The 22356-nt window shown below is 61.8% G+C and carries 22 protein-coding genes; 12 read left to right on the forward strand and 10 right to left on the reverse strand.

Features of this window, described 5'->3' with window-relative positions; genetic code table 11:
* Positions 1-56: 56 nt before the first annotated feature.
* Positions 57-419 carry a 5-carboxymethyl-2-hydroxymuconate Delta-isomerase gene (locus tag HU731_RS23295; protein WP_186605810.1) on the forward strand — a complete coding sequence of 121 codons (363 nt, stop codon included), beginning with the start codon at positions 57-59 and terminating at the stop codon, positions 417-419.
* 108 nt (positions 420-527) lie between these two features.
* Here HU731_RS23295 and HU731_RS23300 read toward each other — a convergent pair whose 3' ends face one another.
* The 3 genes from HU731_RS23300 to HU731_RS23310 form a co-directional block, all read right to left on the reverse strand.
* Positions 528-1463: a LysR family transcriptional regulator gene (locus HU731_RS23300; protein WP_186605812.1), complete on the reverse strand. Its 936-nt coding sequence runs from the start codon at positions 1461-1463 to the stop codon at positions 528-530.
* A gap of 137 nt (positions 1464-1600) precedes the next feature.
* On the reverse strand, positions 1601-2788 hold the full coding sequence (locus HU731_RS23305) for a cyanate transporter (RefSeq protein WP_186605814.1): 1188 nt from the start codon (positions 2786-2788) through the stop codon (positions 1601-1603).
* A 142-nt stretch (positions 2789-2930) separates the two neighbouring features.
* Complete coding sequence (locus tag HU731_RS23310; protein WP_186605816.1) at positions 2931-4553, reverse strand: 5-guanidino-2-oxopentanoate decarboxylase; 1623 nt, start codon at positions 4551-4553, stop codon at positions 2931-2933.
* A 110-nt stretch (positions 4554-4663) separates the two neighbouring features.
* On the opposite strand from HU731_RS23310, the gene HU731_RS23315 reads away from it, so the two are divergent.
* On the forward strand, positions 4664-5536 hold the full coding sequence (locus HU731_RS23315) for a LysR substrate-binding domain-containing protein (RefSeq protein ID WP_186605818.1): 873 nt from the start codon (positions 4664-4666) through the stop codon (positions 5534-5536).
* 523 nt (positions 5537-6059) lie between these two features.
* Here the strand turns inward: HU731_RS23315 and HU731_RS23320 are convergent.
* Positions 6060-6674 carry an NAD(P)-dependent oxidoreductase gene (locus HU731_RS23320; protein ID WP_186605820.1) on the reverse strand — a complete coding sequence of 205 codons (615 nt, stop codon included), beginning with the start codon at positions 6672-6674 and terminating at the stop codon, positions 6060-6062.
* 34 nt (positions 6675-6708) lie between these two features.
* On the reverse strand, positions 6709-7575 hold the full coding sequence (locus HU731_RS23325; RefSeq protein ID WP_186605822.1) for an MBL fold metallo-hydrolase: 867 nt from the start codon (positions 7573-7575) through the stop codon (positions 6709-6711).
* A gap of 106 nt (positions 7576-7681) precedes the next feature.
* On the opposite strand from HU731_RS23325, the gene HU731_RS23330 reads away from it, so the two are divergent.
* Positions 7682-8587, forward strand: a complete 906-nt coding sequence (locus HU731_RS23330) for a LysR family transcriptional regulator (RefSeq protein WP_044273488.1) — start codon at positions 7682-7684, stop codon at positions 8585-8587.
* 91 nt (positions 8588-8678) lie between these two features.
* Positions 8679-8858, forward strand: coding sequence for a hypothetical protein (locus tag HU731_RS23335; RefSeq protein ID WP_186605824.1), 180 nt, complete (start codon positions 8679-8681; stop codon positions 8856-8858).
* Here HU731_RS23335 and HU731_RS23340 read toward each other — a convergent pair.
* Positions 8851-9726 (reverse strand): helix-turn-helix domain-containing protein, encoded by an 876-nt coding sequence (locus HU731_RS23340; RefSeq protein ID WP_003189581.1) that lies wholly within the window; start codon positions 9724-9726, stop codon positions 8851-8853. The genes HU731_RS23335 and HU731_RS23340 overlap by 8 nt on opposite strands.
* A gap of 180 nt (positions 9727-9906) precedes the next feature.
* On the opposite strand from HU731_RS23340, the gene pobA reads away from it, so the two are divergent.
* Both pobA and HU731_RS23350 read left to right on the forward strand, forming a co-directional pair.
* Positions 9907-11100, forward strand: a complete 1194-nt coding sequence (gene pobA / locus HU731_RS23345; protein ID WP_186605826.1) for a 4-hydroxybenzoate 3-monooxygenase — start codon at positions 9907-9909, stop codon at positions 11098-11100.
* A 66-nt stretch (positions 11101-11166) separates the two neighbouring features.
* The gene (locus HU731_RS23350) at positions 11167-12684 is read left to right on the forward strand and encodes an MDR family MFS transporter (RefSeq protein WP_186605828.1); all 1518 of its coding nucleotides are present in this window, start codon (positions 11167-11169) and stop codon (positions 12682-12684) included.
* Between the two features lie 159 nt (positions 12685-12843).
* Here the strand turns inward: HU731_RS23350 and HU731_RS23355 are convergent, their stop codons facing one another.
* Genes HU731_RS23355 through HU731_RS23365 form a run of 3 tightly spaced genes read right to left on the reverse strand, consistent with a single transcriptional unit; the run spans position 12844 to position 14879 of the window.
* Complete coding sequence (locus HU731_RS23355) at positions 12844-13683, reverse strand: cache domain-containing protein (protein ID WP_186605830.1); 840 nt, start codon at positions 13681-13683, stop codon at positions 12844-12846.
* A gap of 55 nt (positions 13684-13738) precedes the next feature.
* Positions 13739-14209 (reverse strand): cyanase, encoded by a 471-nt coding sequence (gene cynS, locus HU731_RS23360; RefSeq protein WP_014717475.1) that lies wholly within the window; start codon positions 14207-14209, stop codon positions 13739-13741.
* A gap of 28 nt (positions 14210-14237) precedes the next feature.
* The gene (locus tag HU731_RS23365) at positions 14238-14879 is read right to left on the reverse strand and encodes a carbonic anhydrase (protein ID WP_186605832.1); all 642 of its coding nucleotides are present in this window, start codon (positions 14877-14879) and stop codon (positions 14238-14240) included.
* Positions 14880-14991: 112 nt separating this feature from the next.
* On the opposite strand from HU731_RS23365, the gene cynR reads away from it, so the two are divergent.
* Positions 14992-15843 (forward strand): transcriptional regulator CynR, encoded by an 852-nt coding sequence (gene cynR / locus HU731_RS23370; RefSeq protein ID WP_186605834.1) that lies wholly within the window; start codon positions 14992-14994, stop codon positions 15841-15843.
* 539 nt (positions 15844-16382) lie between these two features.
* Here the strand turns inward: cynR and HU731_RS23375 are convergent.
* Positions 16383-17156 carry a transporter substrate-binding domain-containing protein gene (locus HU731_RS23375; protein ID WP_057710839.1) on the reverse strand — a complete coding sequence of 258 codons (774 nt, stop codon included), beginning with the start codon at positions 17154-17156 and terminating at the stop codon, positions 16383-16385.
* Positions 17157-17604: 448 nt separating this feature from the next.
* On the opposite strand from HU731_RS23375, the gene HU731_RS23380 reads away from it, so the two are divergent.
* The 5 genes from HU731_RS23380 to HU731_RS23400 all read left to right on the forward strand — a co-directional run bounded on the left by HU731_RS23380 (position 17605) and on the right by HU731_RS23400 (position 22261).
* Entirely contained in the window at positions 17605-18975 is a 1371-nt protein-coding gene (locus tag HU731_RS23380; RefSeq protein WP_186605836.1) for a glutamine synthetase family protein, read from the forward strand.
* A 100-nt stretch (positions 18976-19075) separates the two neighbouring features.
* The gene (locus tag HU731_RS23385) at positions 19076-19675 is read left to right on the forward strand and encodes a class I SAM-dependent methyltransferase (protein WP_186605845.1); all 600 of its coding nucleotides are present in this window, start codon (positions 19076-19078) and stop codon (positions 19673-19675) included.
* Between the two features lie 122 nt (positions 19676-19797).
* Positions 19798-20931, forward strand: coding sequence for a ribonuclease D (rnd, locus tag HU731_RS23390; RefSeq protein ID WP_069558950.1), 1134 nt, complete (start codon positions 19798-19800; stop codon positions 20929-20931).
* Complete coding sequence (locus tag HU731_RS23395; RefSeq protein WP_014717482.1) at positions 20928-21221, forward strand: YcgL domain-containing protein; 294 nt, start codon at positions 20928-20930, stop codon at positions 21219-21221. Before rnd ends, HU731_RS23395 begins: the two co-directional genes overlap by 4 nt.
* 107 nt (positions 21222-21328) lie before the next feature.
* Complete coding sequence (locus HU731_RS23400) at positions 21329-22261, forward strand: D-2-hydroxyacid dehydrogenase (protein ID WP_116665135.1); 933 nt, start codon at positions 21329-21331, stop codon at positions 22259-22261.
* The last annotated feature ends 95 nt before the right edge of the window (positions 22262-22356 follow it).

Here is a 22356-nt window from a genome sequence, read left to right on the forward strand (position 1 = left end):
GTGTTTTTCCGTGGTATATAGCTAGGCATCTTCCTACAAAAAACTCGGAGAAAAGCATGCCGCACCTGCACTTGGAACACACCGCCAACCTGACGCAACTGGACACCGACAAGGCCCTGTTGCGCCTTAATCATGCGTTGGTGGCCTCCGGTCAGTTTGGCGCCGAGTTTGACATCAAGAGCCGTGCGGTGGCGGTCGAGCGTTTTCGGGTCGGCACTGGCCTGGGGGAGCGCGGTTTTGTCGCGGTGCGTTTGGCGTTATTGAGCGGGCGTTCGCCGCAGGTCAAGAAACAACTATCAGAAAGCCTGCTGGCGGTGCTCCAGGACCTGGGCCCATGGCCCGAAGGTGTGCAGGTACAACTGAGTGTCGAGCTGCTGGATATTGATCGCGATTCCTACAGCAAAATCGCCATCGGCTGACTCACACCACCCCTGTAGGAGCGAGCTTGCTCGCGAAGATCGCTAACGATAACGCGATGTGCCTGATTCACAGCGGCGCATTCTGGTTCTTCGCGAGCAAGCTCGCTCCTACAAGAGGCCTTGGTCCGCGCACACCTTCACCACTTGCTCCCGAAACCAGGTATTGGCGCTGTCCTGCCCACTGGTTTCGTTCCACTGCATATCCAGGGTGAAACCCGGCAAACCATTGGGGGCTTCGCAAACGCCGAATGCCGGTGCTGGCGCCAGCAACTTTTGCACACGGCGGGGCAGGGTGACGATAAAGTCGGTGCCGGCAATCATCTTCAACGCCGCGCTGTAGCTGTTGGCCCGTGCAATCACTTGGCGTTTGCGGGCCTGGCGCGCGAGCCAGCCGTCGATCATGTTGGTGTCGGAGGTCCAAGGCGTTGGGAATACGTGGCGCCGCTCCACGAAGGATTGCAGGCTGAACGCCGACTCCCTGGGTGCAGAGCGTTGGTCGCACACGCAGACCAGATCGTCCTCCAACAGCATCTGGGTCTTGAAGTCTTTGTGGGCGCGGTGAAAGTGCGGGCCGAAGCAGATCACCAGGTCCAGCCGACCTTCACGCAGGTCGTCGGCGGGGATCTCGGTTTCCAGCTTCTGCACGTTGACGATCACCGGCAGGTCGGCATGGTCGAAGCGCTTGAGCAGGCGCGGCAGGATCAACTGTTCGAAATATTCCGGCGCGCACACATTGAAGGTCACCGCCTGTTGGGTTGGGTCGAACGCCTGGCCACCGGCATGGCACAGGTTGATGCTTTGCAGAATCTTCTGCACATGCTCGTACATGGTGGTGGCCTTGTACGTAGGGCGCATGCCCGCGCGGGTGTTGATAAACAGCTCATCTTCAAAGCTGGTGCGCAGCTTCTTCAGGCTGTAGCTCACGGTGGACTGGCTGACGAACAGCGTTTCGGACACCTCGGTAACGCTGCTCTGGTCGTAGACGGCGATAAACACCATCAAATCCTGCATATCGAGCTTTCTGAGCAAGTTACTGTTTAGCATCGGTTTCGTCCGTAAACCCTTTGTACCGAACTCAGTACAAGACTGAGCAAAATGTTAACGGAACGCTCGTACCAATAGAAAGCTCTGTAGGACCTTTCAATGTTTTGTGTGGGACAAAAAGTGTTTGCAATACGACGTCAGCGGATATGCCGTGCGTAATGCGCCGGGTTGAAACGCATGACGATCAGCAGCATCAGCCCGCTCACGGCCATCAATGACCACCAGGCCCATTCGAAGCTGCCCAGCTGGTCGCGGATCATGCCGGCGATCAGCGGCGACAGGCCGGCGATCAGATAACCGATGCCCTGCACGAACGCGGTAAGGCCACCGGCGCGGCGGGGGTTGTCGAGGTGGTCCAGGGACAGGATCAGGCTCATCGGGAACAGGCCGCCAATGCCCAGGCCGAGCAGGCAGGGCCATAACAGGCTCCAGTGTTGCGGGCTGAGAATGAGGCCGCAGAAACCCAGGATGATCAGCACCAGCAACACCGCCACCACGCCGCGTTTGTCCTGGCGGCGGTTGGCGATGGCGGGGGTGACCAGGCCGGAGACCACTTCCATGGCGGTCAAGAAGCCCAGCAGCAAGCCGGCATTCTGTTCACTCCAGCCCTGCTCGACGTAGTACGGCGCCAGCCACGCCAGCACACAGGTGTAGGACGCGGTGCCCAGACCAAAAAAGATCGCCAGCAACCAGGCGCGGCGGTTGCTGAAAAATGCTTCCTGGGGCCCCGAACCGGCTTGAGGCAAGGGCGGCAGGGCCGAACGCTGGGCATACCAGAACACCAGGGCCAGCAACGCCAGCACTGCCCAGATTGCCAGGCCGATACGCCAACTGCCGGTGTGGGCTTGCACCCACGGCGAGAACGAAGCAGCCAAGGCCGCGCCGCCCATGATCGCGGTGACATACAGGCCCATGAACAACGAGACATTGGCGCTGAACCGCGACTTGATCAGCGCCGGCATCAACGCCTGGATCAGCGCAATGCCGACACCCGCGGCAATGGCACTCACGATCAGCTCCAGTGCCGAATCCAGGAACAGCCGCGACACAGTCGCCAGCCCAATCACCAGCAGCGACAGCACAATGCTGCGATGCTCGCCCACGCGCTTGGCCAGGCCCATGCCGAAGAACATCGCCAAGCCCATGGCCATGACCGGCAACATGGTCAGTAAGGCGGCGCTGCTGAAACTTAACGGCACATCCGCACGAATCGACGCCAGCAAGGGCCCTACGGCCGCCATCGAGGGGCGCAAGTTGAGGGCGACGAGTACCACGCTGACCATCAGCCAGATCGCAGTGGTGGATTTAGCCTGAACGTTTTCCATGGGCCTGCCTTGAATGAACAAGGGCGAATCAGGCCATGCAGCGTGTAGCGGGGCAAATCAGAAAGTCGCAGGGGCTATTGAAAAAATGCGGATGTCGAGTGGTGAGGTAAGCGCGCAGTGGGCGTTGCCGATCAGGCCGGGATTACAGACTCGGCAACTCCCACCGCCCCTGGTCGATTTCAAGCAGCGTCGGTCCCTGGCGATCGGCGGCGGCACGTAAAGCAGTGCGCAACGCTTCAATGCCATGGACGCTTTGCGCCGCGCAGCCCAGAGCCTTGGCCACACCGATAAAGTCCGGTGTGTAGATGTCCACACCCACCGGCTCGATGTCACGGTTGATCATGTACTTCTTGATCTCTTCATAACCCTGGTTATTCCACAACAGCACAATCACCGGTATACGCGCCTCCACCGCGCTGGCCAGTTCCGGCAGGGTGAATTGCAGCCCGCCGTCGCCGATCAGGCACACCACCGGTTGGCCATCGCCGCGCCCGAGCCAGGCGCCAATGGCGGCGGGCAGGGCATAACCCAGGGTGCCGTAACCGGTAGAGGCGTTGAACCAGCGGCGTGGGTGGTCGAGGTTCAGAGTCAGGTTGCCGCTGTACACCGGTTGAGTGGAGTCGCCCACGAACACCACGCCCGGCAGTTCCTCCAGAACGACGTTGAGAAACCGGGTTTGCGCGCGCGTCGCAGCGTCCCACGTAGGTTCCAGCTCGGCCCACAAGCGGGCGACGCGTGCGGTGCCCCAGTCGGGCGTGCGAGGCGCCAATGGCTGGCGGTTCACTTCGGTGAGCAGGGCCTGGGCGGCGATGCGTGCGTCGGCCACTAGCGCAACTTGAGGCGGGTAGTTGCGCACGGTCTGGTCCGGGTCGATATCGATGCGCAGCAGCGCGCCCGGAATGTTGAAACCGCCGGCGAAGGTGACGTCGTAGTCGGTTTCGGCCAATTCCGTGCCGATGGCCAGCACCACGTCGGCTTCAGCCACCAAGGCACGGGTGGCGAGCAGTGTTTGCGTGGAGCCGATCAGCAGCGGGTGCGCGGCGGGCAGCATGCCCTTGGCGTTAATCGTCAAGGCCACGGGCGCGCCGAGGGCTTCTGCGAGACGGGTCAGTTCGGCGGCTGCGTCAATGGCGCCGCCACCGGCCAGGATCAGCGGACGCTTGGCCGCAGCCAGCCTCTGGCTCATCTGCTGCACGGCCGCCGGTGCTGCGCCAGCGCGGGCGACGCTGACAGGCGTGCTGCCCAGCAACGCGTCGGCATTTTCCACCAGTACATCCAGGGGAATCTCGATATGCACCGGGCGCGGCCGACCGGCCTGGAACACCGCGAACGCCCGCGCCAGCACGCCCGGCAGTTCCGCCGCCGACATCAAGGTGTGGGAGAACGCCGCCACCCCGGCCACCAGCGCGCTCTGGTTCGGCAGCTCATGCAACTTGCCGCGCCCGCCGCCCAGTTGGCTGCGCGACTGCACGCTGGAAATCACCAGCATCGGGATTGAGTCGGCATAGGCCTGACCCATGGCTGTGGTGATATTGGTCATGCCGGGGCCGGTGATGATAAAGCACACGCCGGGCTTGCCACGGGTGCGCGCATAACCGTCGGCCATGAAGCCGGCGCCCTGTTCGTGGCGGGGGGTGACATGCCGGATGCTGGAGCGCGCCAAGCCCCGGTACAGCTCCACGGTGTGCACGCCGGGGATGCCGAATACGTGGTCCACACCGTAGCTTTCCAAAAGGTGCACCAATACTTCGCCGCAGGTCGCCATACAGGTCGCTCTTGTGATGGATTCAAAGCGCTATTGGAGCGGTTGGCCGGTGGCGGCAACAATCGATAAAAAGTCATACTCGCCATGTCCTCCCGTCATGGCTGTGCCCGATGAAACGCCTTCCACCGTTACCTGCGTTGCACACCTTCTGGGTCACGGCCCAGTGCTGCAACTTCACCCGGGCCGCCGAACACCTGCACATCACCCAGGGCGCGGTGAGCCGGCAGGTGGCCGGGCTGGAAAGCCAGTTGGGCTACGCGTTGTTCCAGCGCCAGGCGCGTGGCTTGAGCCTGACGCAGGAGGGACGAGAATGGCTGGCGTGCGCGCAACAGGTGTTCGGCTTGCTCGCTGATGCGGTGGAACACATCGGTGACCGGCGCCGAACCTTGCAGCTCAAAGCGTCCACCTGCGTGATGCGCTGGCTGTTGCCGCGCTTGCTGCAATGGCAAAAAGAACGCCCGGATGTGCCGGTGGAGCTCACCACGACGGTGGCCTATAACGTCGACTTTCGTCGTGAGCCGTTTGACGCGGCGGTGATCTACGGGCCCATCGCCGAGCAGCCGGCCGAGGCGCGGCATCTGTTCGACGAGCGCCTTACGCCGGTCTGCGTGCCTGGGTTGCTGGGCAGTTTGCGTACGCCGCAGGATTTGCAGCATCACGTCCTGTTGCACCCGACCCGAGACGAGCGCGATTGGACGCTGTGGCTCAAGGCTGCCAATACCTGCTTGAGCGATCCCATTCAACGGCATCACTTTGAAACCCTGGACTTGGCAATGACCGTGGCGTCTCAGGGCACCGGGGTGGCGATGGGCGACAGTGCGCTGATTGGCGAGGATCTGAAGGCGGGGCGGTTGGCGATGCCGTTTGAACTGCGGGTGCCCACCGGGATGGGGTATTACTTGGTGTATCCGCCGGGGAAGGAACCGTCGGTTGGGTTGGTCGAGCTGATGGATTGGTTGGTCGGTGAGGCCAGTGTGGGATGATAGCCAACGCCTATCCACCTGACTCGCCGCAGTCCAAATGTGGGAGCTGGCTTGCCTGCGATGGCGGCCTGACAGCCGACACCTATCTACCTGGCACCCCACGATCCAACTGTGGGAGCGGGCTTGCTCGCGAAGGCGGCCTAGCAGTCAACACAGTTGGATTGTGTACATATCCATTGCTGCGGTAACGGCCGCTTAGGGTTCCGCCCTGACGGCGGGTCACTTTGGAAAAGCCGGAATGCCGGCCCAGCCCAAAGTAACCAAAGGGCTCTTGCCCCACCACTCGGCACCTCGCCTAGGCTCGGTGTGCCCGTAATCCGCCAGTGATTTGGGGGGCCGCCGCCACGCGCCATCCATGGCGCGGGGCGGCTAAACCGGCATCCCTGCCGGTTTACCCCCCAAATCCCTGTCGAATTCCGGCCAGCGTGGTTTGACGGGGCGCTTAAGATCAAGATCAAAAGCAGATCAAAAGCAGATCAAGAGCTACTCGCTTCGCATCGTGGTTAGCGTTGACGGCGTTGGGTCAGTAGCCGACGGTGAAGCGCTGGCGCGAGTGCTTCGGGTTTTCTACTTCATCCAGCATGGCGATGGCGAAGTCGGCAAAACTGATGGAGCTAGTGCCGTCACTGCTCACCAGCAGATCATCCTTGCCGAGGCGGAATTTGCCGGTGCGCTGGGTGCCGTCGAACAGGGCCGATGGCGACAGGAAGGTCCAGTCCAGTTCTTTTTCCTGGCGCAGCGTTTCCAGGAATTGCGCCCCGGCACTGGCTTCAGCTTTATATTCAGCCGGGAAGCCTTCGCTGTCGATCACGCGCCCGCCACCGGGTAACAGCAGCGAACCTGCGCCGCCGACCACCAACAAACGTTTCACGCCGGCCTTTTTCACCGGGCCGATCACGGCGCTGGCGGGCAGGGTGGAGAAGTGCGCGGCGCTGATCACCACGTCGCTGCCGCTGATGGCCTGTTGCAAGGCCTCGGCATCCAGGGCATCGGCCTGTTTGACCGTAACGCCTGGGCGAACAGCCAGCTTGTCGGTATTGCGGGCGATGGCGGTCACGGTATGCCCGCGACGCAGGGCTTCTTCCAGCAGTTGGCTACCGGCGCGGCCGGTGGCACCAATGATTGCGATCTTGCTCATGATGTTCTCCAACAGGGTTAGGGTTTAAAACCAATCACCACTTCATTTCGCCCTTGGCGACTTTGGCGCTCAGTTCCAGCGAGCTTTCGTCGGCGAGGGTGGGGTAACGTTTTTTCATGGCCGCAATCAGTGCGGCGGAATCCTTGGCCTTGGCGGTTTCGAGGTCGAAGGCCTTGATGTAATCGGCGGTGAAGGTGACCGAGGCCAGCGACGGCTTGCCCAGGTAATGCCCCGGCACCACGGTGTTCGGCTTCAGCTCTTCAATGCGCTTGAGGGTGGCCAACCAATCTTTGTGGGACTGCGCGCTCTGGGTATCGGCCATCCAGACGTGGATATTTTCAGCGACCACCACGCCACCGACCACGGCCTTGATCGACGGGATCCACACAAAGCTGCGATCCGGCTGCGGGCCGTCAAGGCCCACCACTTCAAGCTGTTGCCCCTCCAGGGTCAGGCTGTGGCCTTTAAGCACTTGCGGCACAAGGGTCTTGGCCGGCTTGTCGGCGCCCATTTTCGGGCCCCAGAAGGCCAGCTTGTCGGCGACGGTGGCGTTGATATGGTCCACCACTGGCTGTGGCGCCAGCACCTTGGCGTCGGGGAAGGCGGTGGTCAGGGTGTCGAGGCCGAAGTAGTAGTCCGGGTCGCCATGGCTGATGTAGATGGTGGTCAGGTGCTTGCCGCTGGCGCGGATCTTCTGCACCAGTTGCTCGGCTTGGCCTTTGCCGAATTGCGCATCCACCAGGATCGCGTCTTTCTCGCCGCTCACCAGCACCGAGCTGACCGGGAAGATCGCGGCTTCGCCTGGGTTGTACACGTCGAGTGTCAGCTCTGCCGCCGCTGCGTGAGCAGCGAAGGCCAGTGCGGCGGTGGCCAGGGTCAAACGTTTGAAGGTCGAGAACATCGGGGCAGCTCCTGCCATCGGTAAGGGATGCACAGAGCTTAGTTGCATAAAACACGACAAAAAATGCGATGCTGGAACATAGTTTGTTTCTAAAAGCGGGCAAATCATGGATCGTCTTCAAGCAATGCGCGTGTTTGTCACCGTGGTGGACCTGGGCAGCCAATCCGCCGCGGCCGACCACCTGGACCTGTCACGCCCGGTGGTCTCGCGCTACCTGGCCGAGCTGGAAGACTGGGTGGGCGCACGCTTGCTGCACCGCACCACGCGCAAGCTCAGCCTCACCGCCGCCGGGGGGGAAACGCTACCGCGTTGCCGGCAGTTGTTGGATTTGTGTGGGGATATGCAGGCCGCCGTCAGCGAGCCCGATGACGCGCCCCGAGGCTTGTTGCGCCTGAGCGTGAGCACCTCGTTTGGCCAGGCGCAGCTGGGCGCGGCGATTGCCGAGTACGTCAAACGCTACCCGTTGGTGACGGTCGATTTGCAGATGCTCGACCGCACGGTGAACCTGGTGGACGAGCGCATTGACCTGGCGATCCGCACCAGCAACGACCTGGACCCCAACCTGATCGCCCGGCGCCTGACCGTATGCCGCTCGGTGGTGTGCGCCACACCGGCCTATCTGCGCGAGCATCCGGCGCCGCAGAAAGTCGAAGACCTGGCCCGGCACAACTGCCTGACCCACTCTTACTTCGGCAAAAGCCTGTGGCATTTCGAAGAAAATGGCGAACACGTGTCGGTGCCGGTCCACGGCAATATCACGGCCAACGAGGCCAGCACGTTAATGCGCGTGACGCTGGCCGGGGCAGGGGTGGCGATGCTGCCCAGTTACCAGGCCGGTGAGCTGATCCGCAGTGGAGAATTGGTGCGCTTGCTGCCGCACGCCGAACCACGCCAGATGAATATCTATGCGGTGTACGCTTCGCGCAAACACATGCCCTCGGCGCTGCGCAGCCTCCTGGATTTCCTGGTGCTGCGCTTCCCCGAGGAGCCTGTTTGGGACGTCGGACTTTGAGCTGAAATAAGCGCGCTGAATGGCATCGCATCAGGGCAAGTTGACCTATGCTTTAAACAGCACCCTGTAGATCCGTTCAGAGGTCTGTGCCATGAGCATCAAAGCCAGAAAGTACCTGACCATTTTCACCCTCTGCGCATTGGCGACAGCGCTGTATGGGACTGCCGCCTATCGCGTCGAACAAACGCGCATGCAGCCGGCGGCGTTCGCCATCAGTTGCCATCAGGACCAATGCGTTCCGCGCACCGGCAGTTTCAGTGCACTCAGGTAGGCTGCTCGGCCTTCAGTTGTTCGCGAAACGCCTTGGGTGAAAACCCGACCCGGCGGCGAAACAGCCGTGAGAAGTTGGTCGGGTCGGAAAAGCCCAACACCTCGGACATCTCGTTGATGGTCATGCTGGTGTAGGTCAGCAGGCGCTTGGCTTCCAGCAACTGGCGGTCATGCATGATCTGCAACGCCGGCTGCCCACCCAACTCCCGACACGTCCCGTTCAAGTGTGAGACCGAGATGCCCAGTTTGTGGGCCAGGTCTTCAATCTTGGGGTGTTCGCGGTAATGCTGTTCGACCAGTTGCGTAAACCGCCGAAAGTACTCACGCCCACGAGGCGCCCGTGGATGGCGGCGCTGGATCGCCTGGCGGCTGACCCACACCAACAACACACTGACCAGGGCGTGCAGCATCATGTCCCGTGCCGGTTGGTCATCGGCGTATTCGTCCTGCAAACGCATGAACAGGCTATTCAAGTAGTCGCTGTCCTTGCCCGCTGGGTAACTGCCCAGGGTGTGCAGGCCATCGACGGTAGAGCCCAGTTGCGCCTGCAAGTGGCTGACCAGCGGCGCCGAAAGCGTCACCACGAACCCTTCCACATCCTCGGAAAAACGAAAGCCATGCACGCACAGCGGTGGCAGCACTTGCAGGCTCGATTCGTTGAGGGTGGTGCGCTGGCCTTCGATTTCCAGTTGTGCCTGGCCTTTGTGCACATACAGCAACTGGCACAGGTCCGCGTGCCGGTGGGGCTGGATTTCCCACTGGTATTCCCGACTGCGCCGGGAAATGGTTTCGCAGTGCAACAAATCGGGAGTCGGCCACTGCTGGCTTTCCCCGTAAAGCTTGAAGACCGGAATCGCGGTTTTGGTCATGGTTTCAATCCGATACTCAGGATAAGGGTTCGGTAATCGCCCCGATTGGCGAAAAGCACAGGTTTTGACGCAGTTTTCACCTTCTTATGCGGCTCGCTCAAGTGAAAAATGTCAGCCATAAGAGCAATGACAACTCTTTCACTCCATACGTTCGCATGAAGCTTGAAGGCCATAAAAATAATGAAAACCCTCAAAACCCAAGTCGCCATTATTGGCGCCGGTCCTTCCGGATTGCTGCTCGGCCAGTTGTTGCACAATGCTGGCATCCAAACCCTTGTTCTAGAGCGGCAGAGCGCCGAGTACGTACAAGGCCGTATCCGCGCCGGCGTGTTGGAACAGGGCATGGTCGACCTGCTGCGCGAAGCCGGGGTCAGCCAACGCATGGACGCCGAAGGTCTGGTGCACGACGGGTTTGACATTGCCCTCAACGGCCAACTCACCTCCATCGACCTCAAGGCCTTGACCGGCGGCCAGTCGATGATGATCTACGGCCAAACCGAGGTCACCCGCGACCTGATGGCCGCCCGCGCAGCCGCCGGTGCTATCACCCTGTACGAAGCCTCCAATGTTCAGCCCCATGACCTGAAGAGTGAACAGCCGTGGCTGACGTTCGAGCATGAAGGCCAAGCCTGTCGCCTGGAGTGCGACTATATCGCCGGCTGCGATGGCTTCCATGGTGTGGCCCGCCAGTCGATACCGGCGCAAGCGCTGAAGGTGTTCGAGCGGGTCTATCCCTTCGGCTGGCTGGGCGTGTTGGCTGACACGCCGCCGGTACATGCCGAATTGGTGTACGCCAAACATACGCGGGGTTTTGCGCTGTGCAGCATGCGGTCGCCGACCCGCAGCCGTTACTACCTGCAAGTGCCGGTCGAAGAGAAGCTGGAAGACTGGGCGGATGAACGTTTCTGGGATGAACTCAAAAGCCGCCTGCCCGGCTCATTGGCCGAACAATTGGTGACCGGCCCCTCGATCGAAAAAAGCATCGCGCCGCTGCGCAGCTTTGTCGTGGAACCTATGCAGTACGGGCGCCTGTTCCTGCTCGGCGATGCCGCGCACATTGTGCCGCCCACCGGCGCCAAGGGCTTGAACCTGGCGGCCAGTGATGTGAGCACCTTGTTCCGCATCTTGCTCAAGGTGTACCGCGAAGGGCGCCTGGACTTGCTGGAAAAATACTCGGCAATCTGCCTGCGCCGGGTGTGGAAAGCCGAGCGGTTTTCCTGGTGGATGACCTCGATGCTGCATCAATTCCCACAGGCGGACGCCTTCAGCCAGCGCATTGCTGAAAGCGAGCTGGACTATTTCATTCACTCCCAGGCCGGGCGCAAAACCATCGCAGAAAATTACGTCGGCCTTCCTTACGAGCCTATCGAATAGCCTGCTATCGTATCGAGCATTCCCACCGGTGACCGTTGCCTGTGGGCCCTGCTCGAAGGTTCTGCCGTGACACACCTCAATCAGCCCGCTCCAACCGTTCCCGCCGTGCGCAGTATTCTGGTCGCGCTGATGATGGCGATCTTCCTGGGTGCCCTGGACCAGACCATCGTCGCCGTGTCCATGCCGGCCATTTCTGCGCAGTTCCATGACGTCAACCTGCTGGCCTGGGTGATCTCCGGCTACATGGTGGCGATGACCGTGGCGGTGCCGATCTACGGCAAGCTGGGTGATTTGTATGGGCGTCGGCCCATGATGCTGATCGGCATGGGCGTGTTCACCCTGGCGTCGCTGTTCTGCGGCCTGGCCCAAAGCATGGAGCAACTGGTGCTGGCGCGGGTGCTGCAGGGTATCGGCGCGGGTGGGATGGTCTCGGTGAGCCAGGCGATCATTGGCGACATCATTGCTCCCCGCGAGCGTGGGCGTTATCAGGGCTATTTCAGCAGCATGTACGCGGTAGCCAGCGTGGCCGGGCCGGTGTTGGGCGGCTATATGACCGAGTACCTGTCGTGGCGCTGGGTGTTTTTGATCAACCTGCCACTGGGCGCCGGCGCCTGGTACGTGGCCCATCGCACCCTGGTGGGGCTGCCGGTGCCGCAGCGCAAGCCCATCATCGATTACCTCGGCACGGTGCTGATGATCATCGGCCTGACTGCCTTGTTGCTGGGCATCACCGAAATCGGCCAGGGCCATTCGTGGCATGACGATCACGTGCTGGGGTTGCTGGCCTGCGCCCTGTTGGCCTTGAGCGCGTTTGTGTGGCACGAACGCCGGGCGCGGGAGCCGCTGCTGCCTATGCACTTGTTTGCCAACCGCAGCGCGGTGTTGTGCTGGTGCACGATTTTCGTCACCAGCTTCCAGGCGATTTCCCTGACCGTGCTGATGCCCCTGCGTTACCAGAGTGTGACCGGCGCCGGTGCCGACAGCGCGGCCTTACACTTGCTGCCCTTGGCGATGGGCTTGCCGATGGGCGCGTATTTCGCCGGGCGCATGACCTCGGTGACCGGCCGCTACAAACCGATGATCCTCTGCGGCGCGGTGTTGAGCCCACTGGCGATTCTCGGCATGGCCTACAGCGCGCCCCAGGCGGTGGTGCTCACCAGCGTATTCATGTTGTTGTGCGGTATCGCCGCCGGCATGCAGTTCCCGACCTCGTTGGTGGGTACACAGAACTCGGTGGAGCAGCGGGATATCGGCGTGGCTACCAGCACCACCAACCTGTTTCGCTCCCTGGGCGGGGCAGTGGGGGTGGCCTGCATGTCTGCGTTGCTGCTGGCGCTGTTGCACGACTCCAGTTTCGCCCATCTGGCAAGCGGCGCACTGATGGCCGAAGGCAGTTCCGGCAACGTACTGCTCGACGGCCTCAACGCCGCACCTGGCCCGGCGCAGGATGCGTTGCGCGGCGAGTTGGCGGTGACGTTCCGGCATTTGCTGATGGTGAGTGCGGCGGTGTCGCTGCTGGGCTTGGCCGCTGCGATTGCGATGCCCAACCGAGTACTGCGCGGCCGTGAAGACAAGGCCCAATAACGATCGCCCTCTGTAGGAGCGAGCTTGCTCGCGAAAAACGTCAACGCTAACGCGGGATTTCTGAGTGAACGCGGCGCCTTTGAGTTTTTCGCGAGCAAGCTCGCTCCTACAAAAAAGCGCTGCCCCCGCCCACCGTTTTATTGCCGTTCAAATCTTGGGTCAGGGGCTGTAGTAACCCACCGCAACCATGAAATGCCCGCTCTTGCGCACATACGCATGCTTGTTCTCGACCTTGCCCGTCACCGGGTTTTTCCAGCGGTATTTGTATTCGCCCTGGTCCTGCTCGGCCATCATCTTGAGGATTGGCTCACCCACCGGTTTGCCATCCGGGTCCTTGATCTTGGCGAAATCGGTGTTGATCAGGCGCAGGTTGGTGCCGTGGGCGACGTAGCGCCGGGTGTTCAGGTCCACCACGAACACGTACAGGTCATCTTGCAGGAAGCCGCCCTGCAAAGAGTTGATCGCCTTGAGCGTGCCGGTTTCATCCGTGACCAATGCGTCCACCGCCTTGTTGCGCAGCGCCCGTGCCTGTTCCGGCGTGGCGCGCGGCAAGTAATAACCGACCGCCAGGATGCGTTCGCCCACCCGCTGATAAAACACATGCTTGTGTTCGACCTTGCCGTCATTCCAGTTCTGCCAGCGATAGTCAGCCTGCTGGATACCCTGGCCTTCGGGCACGCTAAGGGCTTGTTTGAACGAGGCTTGCAGGTCGGGCCCGAGCACCTCGGACACATCGCGACCGATCAGCGCGGAGGAGGGCCCGCCACTGGCCAGCAGCACGCCTTTTGTATCGACCACAAACACATAGCGGTCCTGGTCGATGAACTCGCCCTGACGGCTGAAGGCGGCGAAGGCCTTGTCACCTTGCTTGTGGTAGTACGCCAAGGCTTTTTCCAGCAGGGCCTTGGCGGCTTGGGCATCCGCTTCCTGTGCCGTGGCGGCATGCACCTGGCTGCAACACAACAGCAGCAGCCAGGTGAATCGGAGCAGTCTCTTCATTGACCCGTCCCTCGTTCTTGTTGGTGTGCCAAGAGCGTAGACGGTTGGCGGCAAATCAGAAGGGTTTGGTCGGCAGGTATTTACCGTCCAGGGTGATGACCGCACGGGAGCCGCCGTCCGGGTCTTCGACTTTCTTGATGTCCAGTTTGAAGTTGATGGCGCTGATGATGCCGTCGCCAAACTGCTCATGCACCAGGGCCTTGAGGGTGGAGCCGTAGACCTGCAGCATCTCGTAGAAACGGTACATAGTCGGGTCGGTCGGCACACCGCTTGGGAAACTGCCGCGCAGGGGCACGCTTTGCAACAGGCGGCTGGCGTCCTCGTCGAGGCCGAGTTTGCCGCACACGATGTCGGCCGCCTCCTTGGGCAGCGGGTGCTGGCCGAGCAGGGCTGCGGTGACGAACGCCAGGCTCAGCCCGGTGCCGTCGGTGAGGTCCTGCCACGACAGGTTTTTGCGTGCCTTGAGGTCGATAACGGTGTCGGCCAGGGCCAGGCGTGGGGTTTGGGCGAACTGGGATTGCAACATGGTGAGGTCCTCTTGGGTTGATTAGGGTTCAGGCGGCGTGGGCGCGGGTGCTCGGGTGGTCGAGCAGGGAGACGAAGCGCCCGGTGTGCCCGTCCAAAGCGTCGATGCCGCCGGTTTCGATGTCGTACACCCAGCCATGCAGGTTCATCCGGCCTTGTTCCATGGCCAGGGCGACCGAAGGGTGGGTTTTGAGATTAGCCAGTTGGGCGACCACGTTCTCGCGCACCAAGGCATCCAGGCGGGCAGCGTCTGAGGCATGCGTGCGGGCTGCATTGATCACTTTGGCCGACTCGGCATGGCGCAACCAGTTGGCTACGGCGGGCAGGTGGTCCAGGCATTTGCAGGTGGAAATCGCAGTCATCGCGCCGCAGTCCGAATGCCCGCAAATAACAATGTCGCTGACGCCCAGCACCGCTACGGCATATTCGACTGTGGCCGACACACCGCCAGGCTCCGGGCCGTAGGACGGCACTATGTTGCCGGCATTGCGGATGACGAACAGGTCACCGGGCTCCTGCTGGGTCAACAGCTCAGGGACTACGCGGCTGTCAGAGCAGGACACGAACAAGGTGCCGGGGTTTTGCGTGGTCGCCAGGTGTTTGAACAAGTCACTGCGAGGGGTAAAGGCTTCACGTTGGAATTTGCGAAAGCCGTCGATGAGATGTTGCATGGTGGTTCTCCTTGCGTCGCTGATGGGGCAAGGATGGAAGTTTTCGGCTATAGCGTCCAAGACCTGTTTATGATGCTTTCTATAAGTCATGCCTATAGTTGGAGCGCTACCCATGCTGTTGCGTCATATCCGTTACTTGCTGGCGGTTGCCGAGCACCGCAACTTCACGCGGGCTGCCGAGGCGCTGCATGTATCGCAACCGACCTTGTCGCAACAGATCAAGCAACTGGAAGAAAGCCTGGGCGCGCCACTGCTGGACCGCACCGGGCGCCGCATCAGCCTGACCGACGCGGGGCAGGCCTATGTGCGTTATGCGCGGCTGGCTTTGCAGGACCTGCAGGCCGGCACCCGTGCGATACACGACGTGCAGGACCTGCGCCGAGGGCATTTGCGCCTGGCGATGACGCCGACCTTTACCGCCTACCTGATCGGCCCGCTGCTGGCACGGTTCAATGCGTTGTACCCCGGCATCACCCTGAGCGTCGAGGAATTGACCCAGGACCGTATCGAAGCCGCGCTGGGTGAGGACTTGCTGGATATCGGTATCGGCTTTACCGGCGAGCATGGGCTGGAGATCGACTGTGAGGCGCTGTTTGTCGAAGAGCTGAGCCTGGTTGTCAGTGCCAGTCATCCCGAACGCACGCAACCGACCTGGCTCGAACAGCCTCTGGTGCTGCTGAACACTGGCTTTGCCACCCGCCGCTATATCGACGATTACTGCCACCGGCAAGGGGTTAAACCGCAGATTGCCATGGAGGCCAATTCCATCAGTGCGATTATCGAGATCGTACGCAGCACGCCCCTGGCAACTATCCTGCCCCGGGCACTGGCCGAGGCTCAGGCGGGCCTGCGTGCCGTGGCGATCGAGCCTGCGTTGCCGCAGCGCACTGCGGCCTTGTTGAGCCGCAAGGGGGGGTATCGCAGTGCTGCGTGTGCGGCGTTTGTAGCGTTGATCAAGGCGTAGGGCCGACAGCCTGCGCTTATCAACCTGACACCCCGCGATCCAACTGTGGGAGCTGGCTTGCCTGCGATAGCGGCCTGACAGCCGACGCCAATCTAGCTGACACCCCCGCAATCAAACTGTGGGAGCGGGCTTGCTCGCGAAGACGGCCTAACGGTCAACACAGTTGGACCGGGTACATATCCGTTATTTAGGCAACGGCCACCTAGGGTTCCGCCAACGGCGGCTCACTTTTGAAAAGCGCAAAAGTAAGCAAAACGCTCTTGCCCCACCACTCGGCACCTCGCTTAGGCTCGGTGTGCCCGTAATCCGCCAGTGATTTGGGGGGCCGCCGCCACGCGCCATCCATGGCGCGGGGCGGCTAAACCGGCATCCCTGCCGGTTTACCCCCCCAAATCCCTGGCGAATTCCGGCCAGCGTGGTTTAACGGGGCGCCTGAGATCAAGATCAAGAGCGGCTCGCTTCGCATCGTGGTTACCGTCGGTTACCTATGACCATCGCAGGCAAGCCAGCTCCCACATTTAGATCGCGGGGGGCTACATTCATGGCGCAGCCAACCACTGCCCCACAATCCCCGCATACGCCCCGGTCGCCACACTCAAATGCAACCACTGATCCACATAACTCTTCCAGGCCACATCATCGCGCGGCAGCAAAAAGGCTTTTTCACTGTACTGCATCGGTTGCTCCGGGTTGACCGCACACAAACCCGGTTTGAGCTTCTGTTGATACCGCGCCTCGCTGGCGTCGGTGATCATCACATCGGCCTTGCCCGTCAGCAGTTCATCAAAAATCGTTACGTTGTCATGCAGGCGAATCTGCGTCTGGCCCAGGTGTGCACGGGCAAACACTTCGTTGGTGCCGCCCGCCGGTTCGATTACCCGCACTTGGGGCTGGTTGATCTGTTCCACTGTCTGGTAGCGCTGCACGTCGGCGCAGCGTACCAGTGGGATCTTGCCATCGACCCCAAGCGACTGGCTGAAGAAGGCTTTTTTCTGACGTTCCAACGACACGGAAATACCGCCCACGGCGATGTCGCAGCGTTGGGCCAGAAAGTCCGGCATCAGGGTTTTCCAGGTGGTGGGCACCCAGTTGATTTTGGCGTTGAGGCTCTTGGCCAGGGACTCGGCCATGGCAATGTCGATGCCTTCATAGCCGCCGTCGCTGCGCAGCGAGGTGTAAGGCTTGTAGTCGCCGGTGGTACACACGGTGAGCGTGCCGCGTGCAATCACTTCGTCAAGGCGTGATGCTGCGGTGTCGGCCTGGGCGACATTGGCCAGGCTTGCCAGTACACAGAGGGCCAGAGGCGCTTTCATGGGGTCGAATCCTTAGGGCACAGTCGAGGCAACCATAATGCCCGTTTTTTGTAGGAGCGAGCTGGCTCGCGAAAAACCTGAGTGCGCCGCTGTGAATCAGGCGCCCCGCGTTATCGTTGACGATCTTCGCGAGCAAGCTCGCTCCTACAGGCTGAATGTTTAGCCAAACCGCAACCAAACTCCGTCAAGCCTGAATTGACCCGCGTATCCCGGCATGTGACGCTCAGCTATCCCTATCACTGTGACTTGCGCATGCACGCTTGCCCCGACACTCACACCGCGACATTGCCGTCTGCGCTTGCGTTCTGGGCCTTGTTCCATTGCCGACACGCGCGCCCGCCAGATACCTCTCTCCTACGTTGATCTACCCCCATGGATGACGCGCACCTGTGCGCATCTGCCCGGCGGCGCCTGCGCGCTTGCCTGACGCAAACGTATGAGGATTCCTATGAGTGTTTTTGCCAGCCTTTACGAAGCCCGGACGTTCCTTGAACAGAACCCCGACATTGAGATGTTCGAGCTGTTTATCCTCGACAACAACGGCGTACCGCGCGGCAAGCTGCTGCACCGCGACGAACTGCTGGCCGTGTACGAAAGTGGCCGGCCCCTGCCCAGCACCATCCTCGGCCTGACCATCAATGGCGATGACGTCGAAAACTCCGGGCTGGTTTGGGAGGTGGGCGATATCGACTGCCGCGCCTACCCGATCAGCGGCAGCTTGCAGCGCATGCCATGGCGCTTGATCCCCACCGCAGCGGTGCAGGTCAGCATGCACCCCACCGAAGGCCTGCCCGCCACCGTGGCCGACCCCAGGCACCTGCTGGCCAATGTTATCGAGGCGCTCAAGGCTGACGGCTATTACCCGGTGATGGCGGCGGAGCTGGAGTTCTACCTGCTCGACCAGAAGCCCGACAGCAACGGCCGCCCGCAACCGGCGCGGGATGTGGACGGCAATCGCCCGCGCTCGACCCAGGTGTACGGCCTGCGCGAACTGGAGCAAATCGAGCCGTTTCTTGCCGACCTCTACAGCGCCTGCAAACTGCAAGGGATTCCGGCGCGCACGGCCATCTCCGAGTACGCGCCGGGCCAAGTGGAAATCACCCTCGAACACCGCGCCGACGCGCTGCAGGCGATGGACGAAGCCGTGCGCTACAAACGCCTGGTCAAGGGCGTGGCGCACAAGCATGGAATGACCGCTTGCTTCATGGCCAAGCCCTTCGACGACCTGGCCGGCACCGGCATGCACATGCACGTCAGCCTGGCCGATGCCCAGGGCAATAACCTGTTTGCCAGTGAGGCGGCCGACGGCACGCCGCTGCTGCGCCAGGCGGTGGGCGGCATGCTCAGTACCTTGCTCGATTCACTGTTGATGTTCTGCCCCAACGCCAACTCTTATCGGCGCTTCCAAACCAACAGCTATGCGCCGCTCGCCGCCACCTGGGGTGTGGACAACCGCACCGTCAGCCTGCGTGTGCCCGGTGGCCCGGCACAATCGCGGCATATCGAACACCGTATCTGCGGCGCCGACGCCAACCCCTACCTGGCCGCAGCCGCCATTCTGGCCGGCATTCATCGAGGCATCCGCGAACAGCTCGACCCTGGCGCCCCGGTGGAAGGCAACGGCTACGCCCAAGCCAAGGAACTGCTGCCCACCGACTGGCTGACCACGTTGCGCGCGCTTGAAGCTTCCCATTGGGCTCAGGACGCGTTCGGGCGTGAATTCCTCGGCGTTTACCTGGCGGTCAAACGTGCCGAATACCGCCAGTTCATGGGCGAGGTAGGGGAGCAGGATTGGCGCTGGTACCTGCACCAGGCATGACCGATTGAGCGGGGCGGGGCTTTCGACCTTTTTTTCACGTTGCGGCGGTTAAGCTGCGGATCAAGGTCGTTTACTACCGTTTCATTCACATGAGCCCGCGATGTCGCCACAACCTCCATCCTCCATCGAGACCGAATTCACCGAGCGCTATGACCGTGAGCATGCCAGGGGCTGTGGCGACCCACGTCCGCCCAGGCTGTTGCAGCGCCTGTCGGCGTGGCGCGATGCGCGGCTGGTACGCCAAGCCCTGAAAGTGGCGGGCGAGCCTGGGCTCATCCTCGACCTGGCGTGCGGTTCCGGGCGCTTCTGGCCGGTGCTGGGCGAACACGTCAACCGTGTGATCCTGGCCTCGGACAATTCCCAGGCGATGCTCGATCACGCGCGCACCCATCACCCGGGCGCGTTGCTCAAGCGTGTCAAAACGTTCCAGGGCTCGGCGTTTTCCATTGGTCTTTCGGCGAATGCGGTGGACTGTATTTTCTGCCTGGATTTGTTTCGCCATGTGCCCGACAGCGATGTACGACTCATGTTGTTGCATGAGTTTCACCGCGTCAGCCGCGACACGGTGATTGTGGCCGTGAACGTGGGCACGCCGGTAGAGAGCGAGTTTCGCCAAGCTGGCTTCAACATCCTCAATTACCAAGAGTTCCTGCCGGGCTCGCGGCTCTGGTGCGTCTACGTTTTGCGTAAGAGAGGATAACGCCCCTTTGTCGGACTATTCTTCATCTCCTGTCGGAGTTTTCATGATGGCGTGTGCACTGCGGATGCTCGCAAGCCCCTTTCGCGATATATACTGCGCGCCATTCTTCAAGGGAGAGCCGTGTGGCCATCGATATTCACTGGATCTGCGACAACGATAGCCTCGGCCAGCATTGCGCCCAATGGCAGCAGTTGCCATTCGTCGCCCTCGACACCGAATTCATGCGGGTCGACACCTTTTACCCTATTGCCGGGCTGATCCAGATCGGTGATGGCGTACGCGCTTACCTGATCGACCCCCTGACCATCGACAATTGGCAACCCTTGGCCGCCTTGCTGGAGAACCCAGCGGTGATCAAGGTGGTGCACGCCTGCAGCGAAGACCTGGAAGTGCTGTTGCGCCTGACCGGCAGCTTGCCGGTGCCGTTGTTCGACACCCAATTGGCGGCGGCGTACCTCAACCTCGGTTTCTCCATGGGCTACTCGCGCCTGGTGCAAGCGGTGTTGGATATCGAGCTGCCCAAGGGTGAAACCCGCTCCGACTGGCTGCAGCGGCCATTGTCGGAGACGCAGATCAGCTACGCCGCCGAAGACGCGGTGCACCTGGCCGAGGTTTACACCCGCCTGCGCCCGCAACTGTCGGACGACAAATACGCCTGGGTATTGGAAGACGGCGCCGAACTGGTGGCCAACCTGCGCCGCGAGATCGACCCCTACGAGCTGTACCGCGACGCCAAGCTGGCGTGGAAATTGTCCCGTGCCCAACTGGCGGTGCTGCGTGAACTGTGCGCCTGGCGCGAGCAGCAGGCCCGTGCCCGCGACCTGCCGCGCAACCGCATCGTTCGCGAACACTCGTTGTGGCCCTTGGCCAAATCCCAGCCGGATAACCTCGCCGCCCTGGGCAAGATCGAAGACATGCACCCGCGCACCGTGCGTCAGGACGGCCAGTTTTTGCTGGACCTGATCAAGCGCGCCGGTAGCGTGCCCATGGACCAATGGCCGCCTGCCGTGGCTGAGCCTTTGCCCGTGGACGCCGCCGCGCTGATCAAGCAACTGCGGGCCCTGGGCCAAACCTTCGCCGAGCGCCTGGACATGGCGCCGGAACTGATGCTGCGCAAGAAAACCCTCGAAGCCCTGGTTAAAAGCGGCTACCCCGATGGGCCTTACCAATTGCCAGACTCGCTGCGTGGCTGGCGCCGTGAGTTGATGGGCCAGGCGCTGCTCGACAGCCTGGCCAATGCCGGAGAACAGCCTTGAAACGTATTTGCTCCATCTACCGCAGCAAGAAAAAAGACGGCATGTACCTCTATGTGCTCAAAAGCGATGCCCTGGAGCGCGTACCCGAGCCGTTGATGGAAGCCTTCGGCAAGGCGCATCACGCCTTTGACATGGTGCTGACGCCGGAGCGCAAGCTGTCGCGCGAAGACATCACCGTGGTGCTGGAAAACCTCGACAAGCAGGGTTACCACCTGCAAATGCCGCCGGCCGAGGACGAGTACATCGAGCACTTGCCTGAAGAGCTGCTGCGCCGCAACGACCCGATGTGATCGACCAGTGCCCGCTTCAGGGCACAGCTTCAATGGAATCGTATTAGAGGACGGTGGCCGTAAGGATGCGGGCGGCCGTCTGCACTGTTTTTTCGAAGGTTTGAACCATGCGTGTTCTGATTGCTGAACAGGATCATCCGCTCTACGCCCAATTGCTCAGGGACGCCGCCCCAGACCTTGAAGTGCTGACCAGCGGCGACTCGGCCGAACTCTCGCGCCTGGCCGCCGACTGCCCGGTGTGGCTGGGCCAGCCCGACTTGCTGGCGACCCTGCTGCGCCAGGGCCATCACCCGCAATGGCTGCAATCGACTTGGGCGGGCATCACGCCGCTGCTGGCCGACGGCTTGCCCCGCGACTATCGGCTCACCCGCGCGGTGGGCATTTATGGCCAGGTCATGGCCGAGTTTGTCCTCACCTACATGCTGGGCCACGAGCGCGAAGTGCTGGCGCGGTTGGTCAGCCAGGTGGAGCGCAAGTGGGATAACCGCATGGGCCAGAGCCTGGCGGGGCGCAAGGCGCTGATCGTCGGCACCGGAGACATCGGCCAGAGCGTGGCCGAGTTTCTGCTGCCGTTTGGCGTGCAACTGTATGGCATCGCCAGCCAGGCCCGCGAGCAGGCACCGTTTATCGAAGTGGCCGGGCTGGACCAGTTGGGCCGGCTGGTGGGGGAGGTGGATTACGTGATCAACCTGCTGCCCAACACGCCTGATACCCATGATTTGTACGACGCGGCGCTGTTCAAGCAATTCAAGCCCACTGGGTTGTTTATCAACGTCGGACGCGGCGTGGCGGTGGTGGACGCCGACCTGGTCGAGGCGCTCAAAGAAGGGCACCTGGCCGGTGCGGTGATCGACGTGTGCCGCCAGGAGCCCTTGCCGCAACGCCACCCATTCTGGACGGCGTGGGGGTTACTGTTGACCGGGCACAGCTCGGCGCCGACTTCGCCGCCGATGATGGTGGAGTTGTTTGTGCAGAACCTGCGGGCGTATCAGGCCAAGCAAGCGCTGCGCGGGGAAGTGGATTTCGAGCGCGGTTACTGAGGCGCTCGCCCAATGGACTCCTGTAGGAGCGAGCTTGCTCGCGAAGAACCTCAACGATGACGCGTACTTTCTGAATAAACGCGGCGCCTGTGAGT

Source organism: Pseudomonas salmasensis (genome assembly GCF_014268375.2).
GTDB classification, from domain to species: domain Bacteria; phylum Pseudomonadota; class Gammaproteobacteria; order Pseudomonadales; family Pseudomonadaceae; genus Aquipseudomonas; species Aquipseudomonas salmasensis.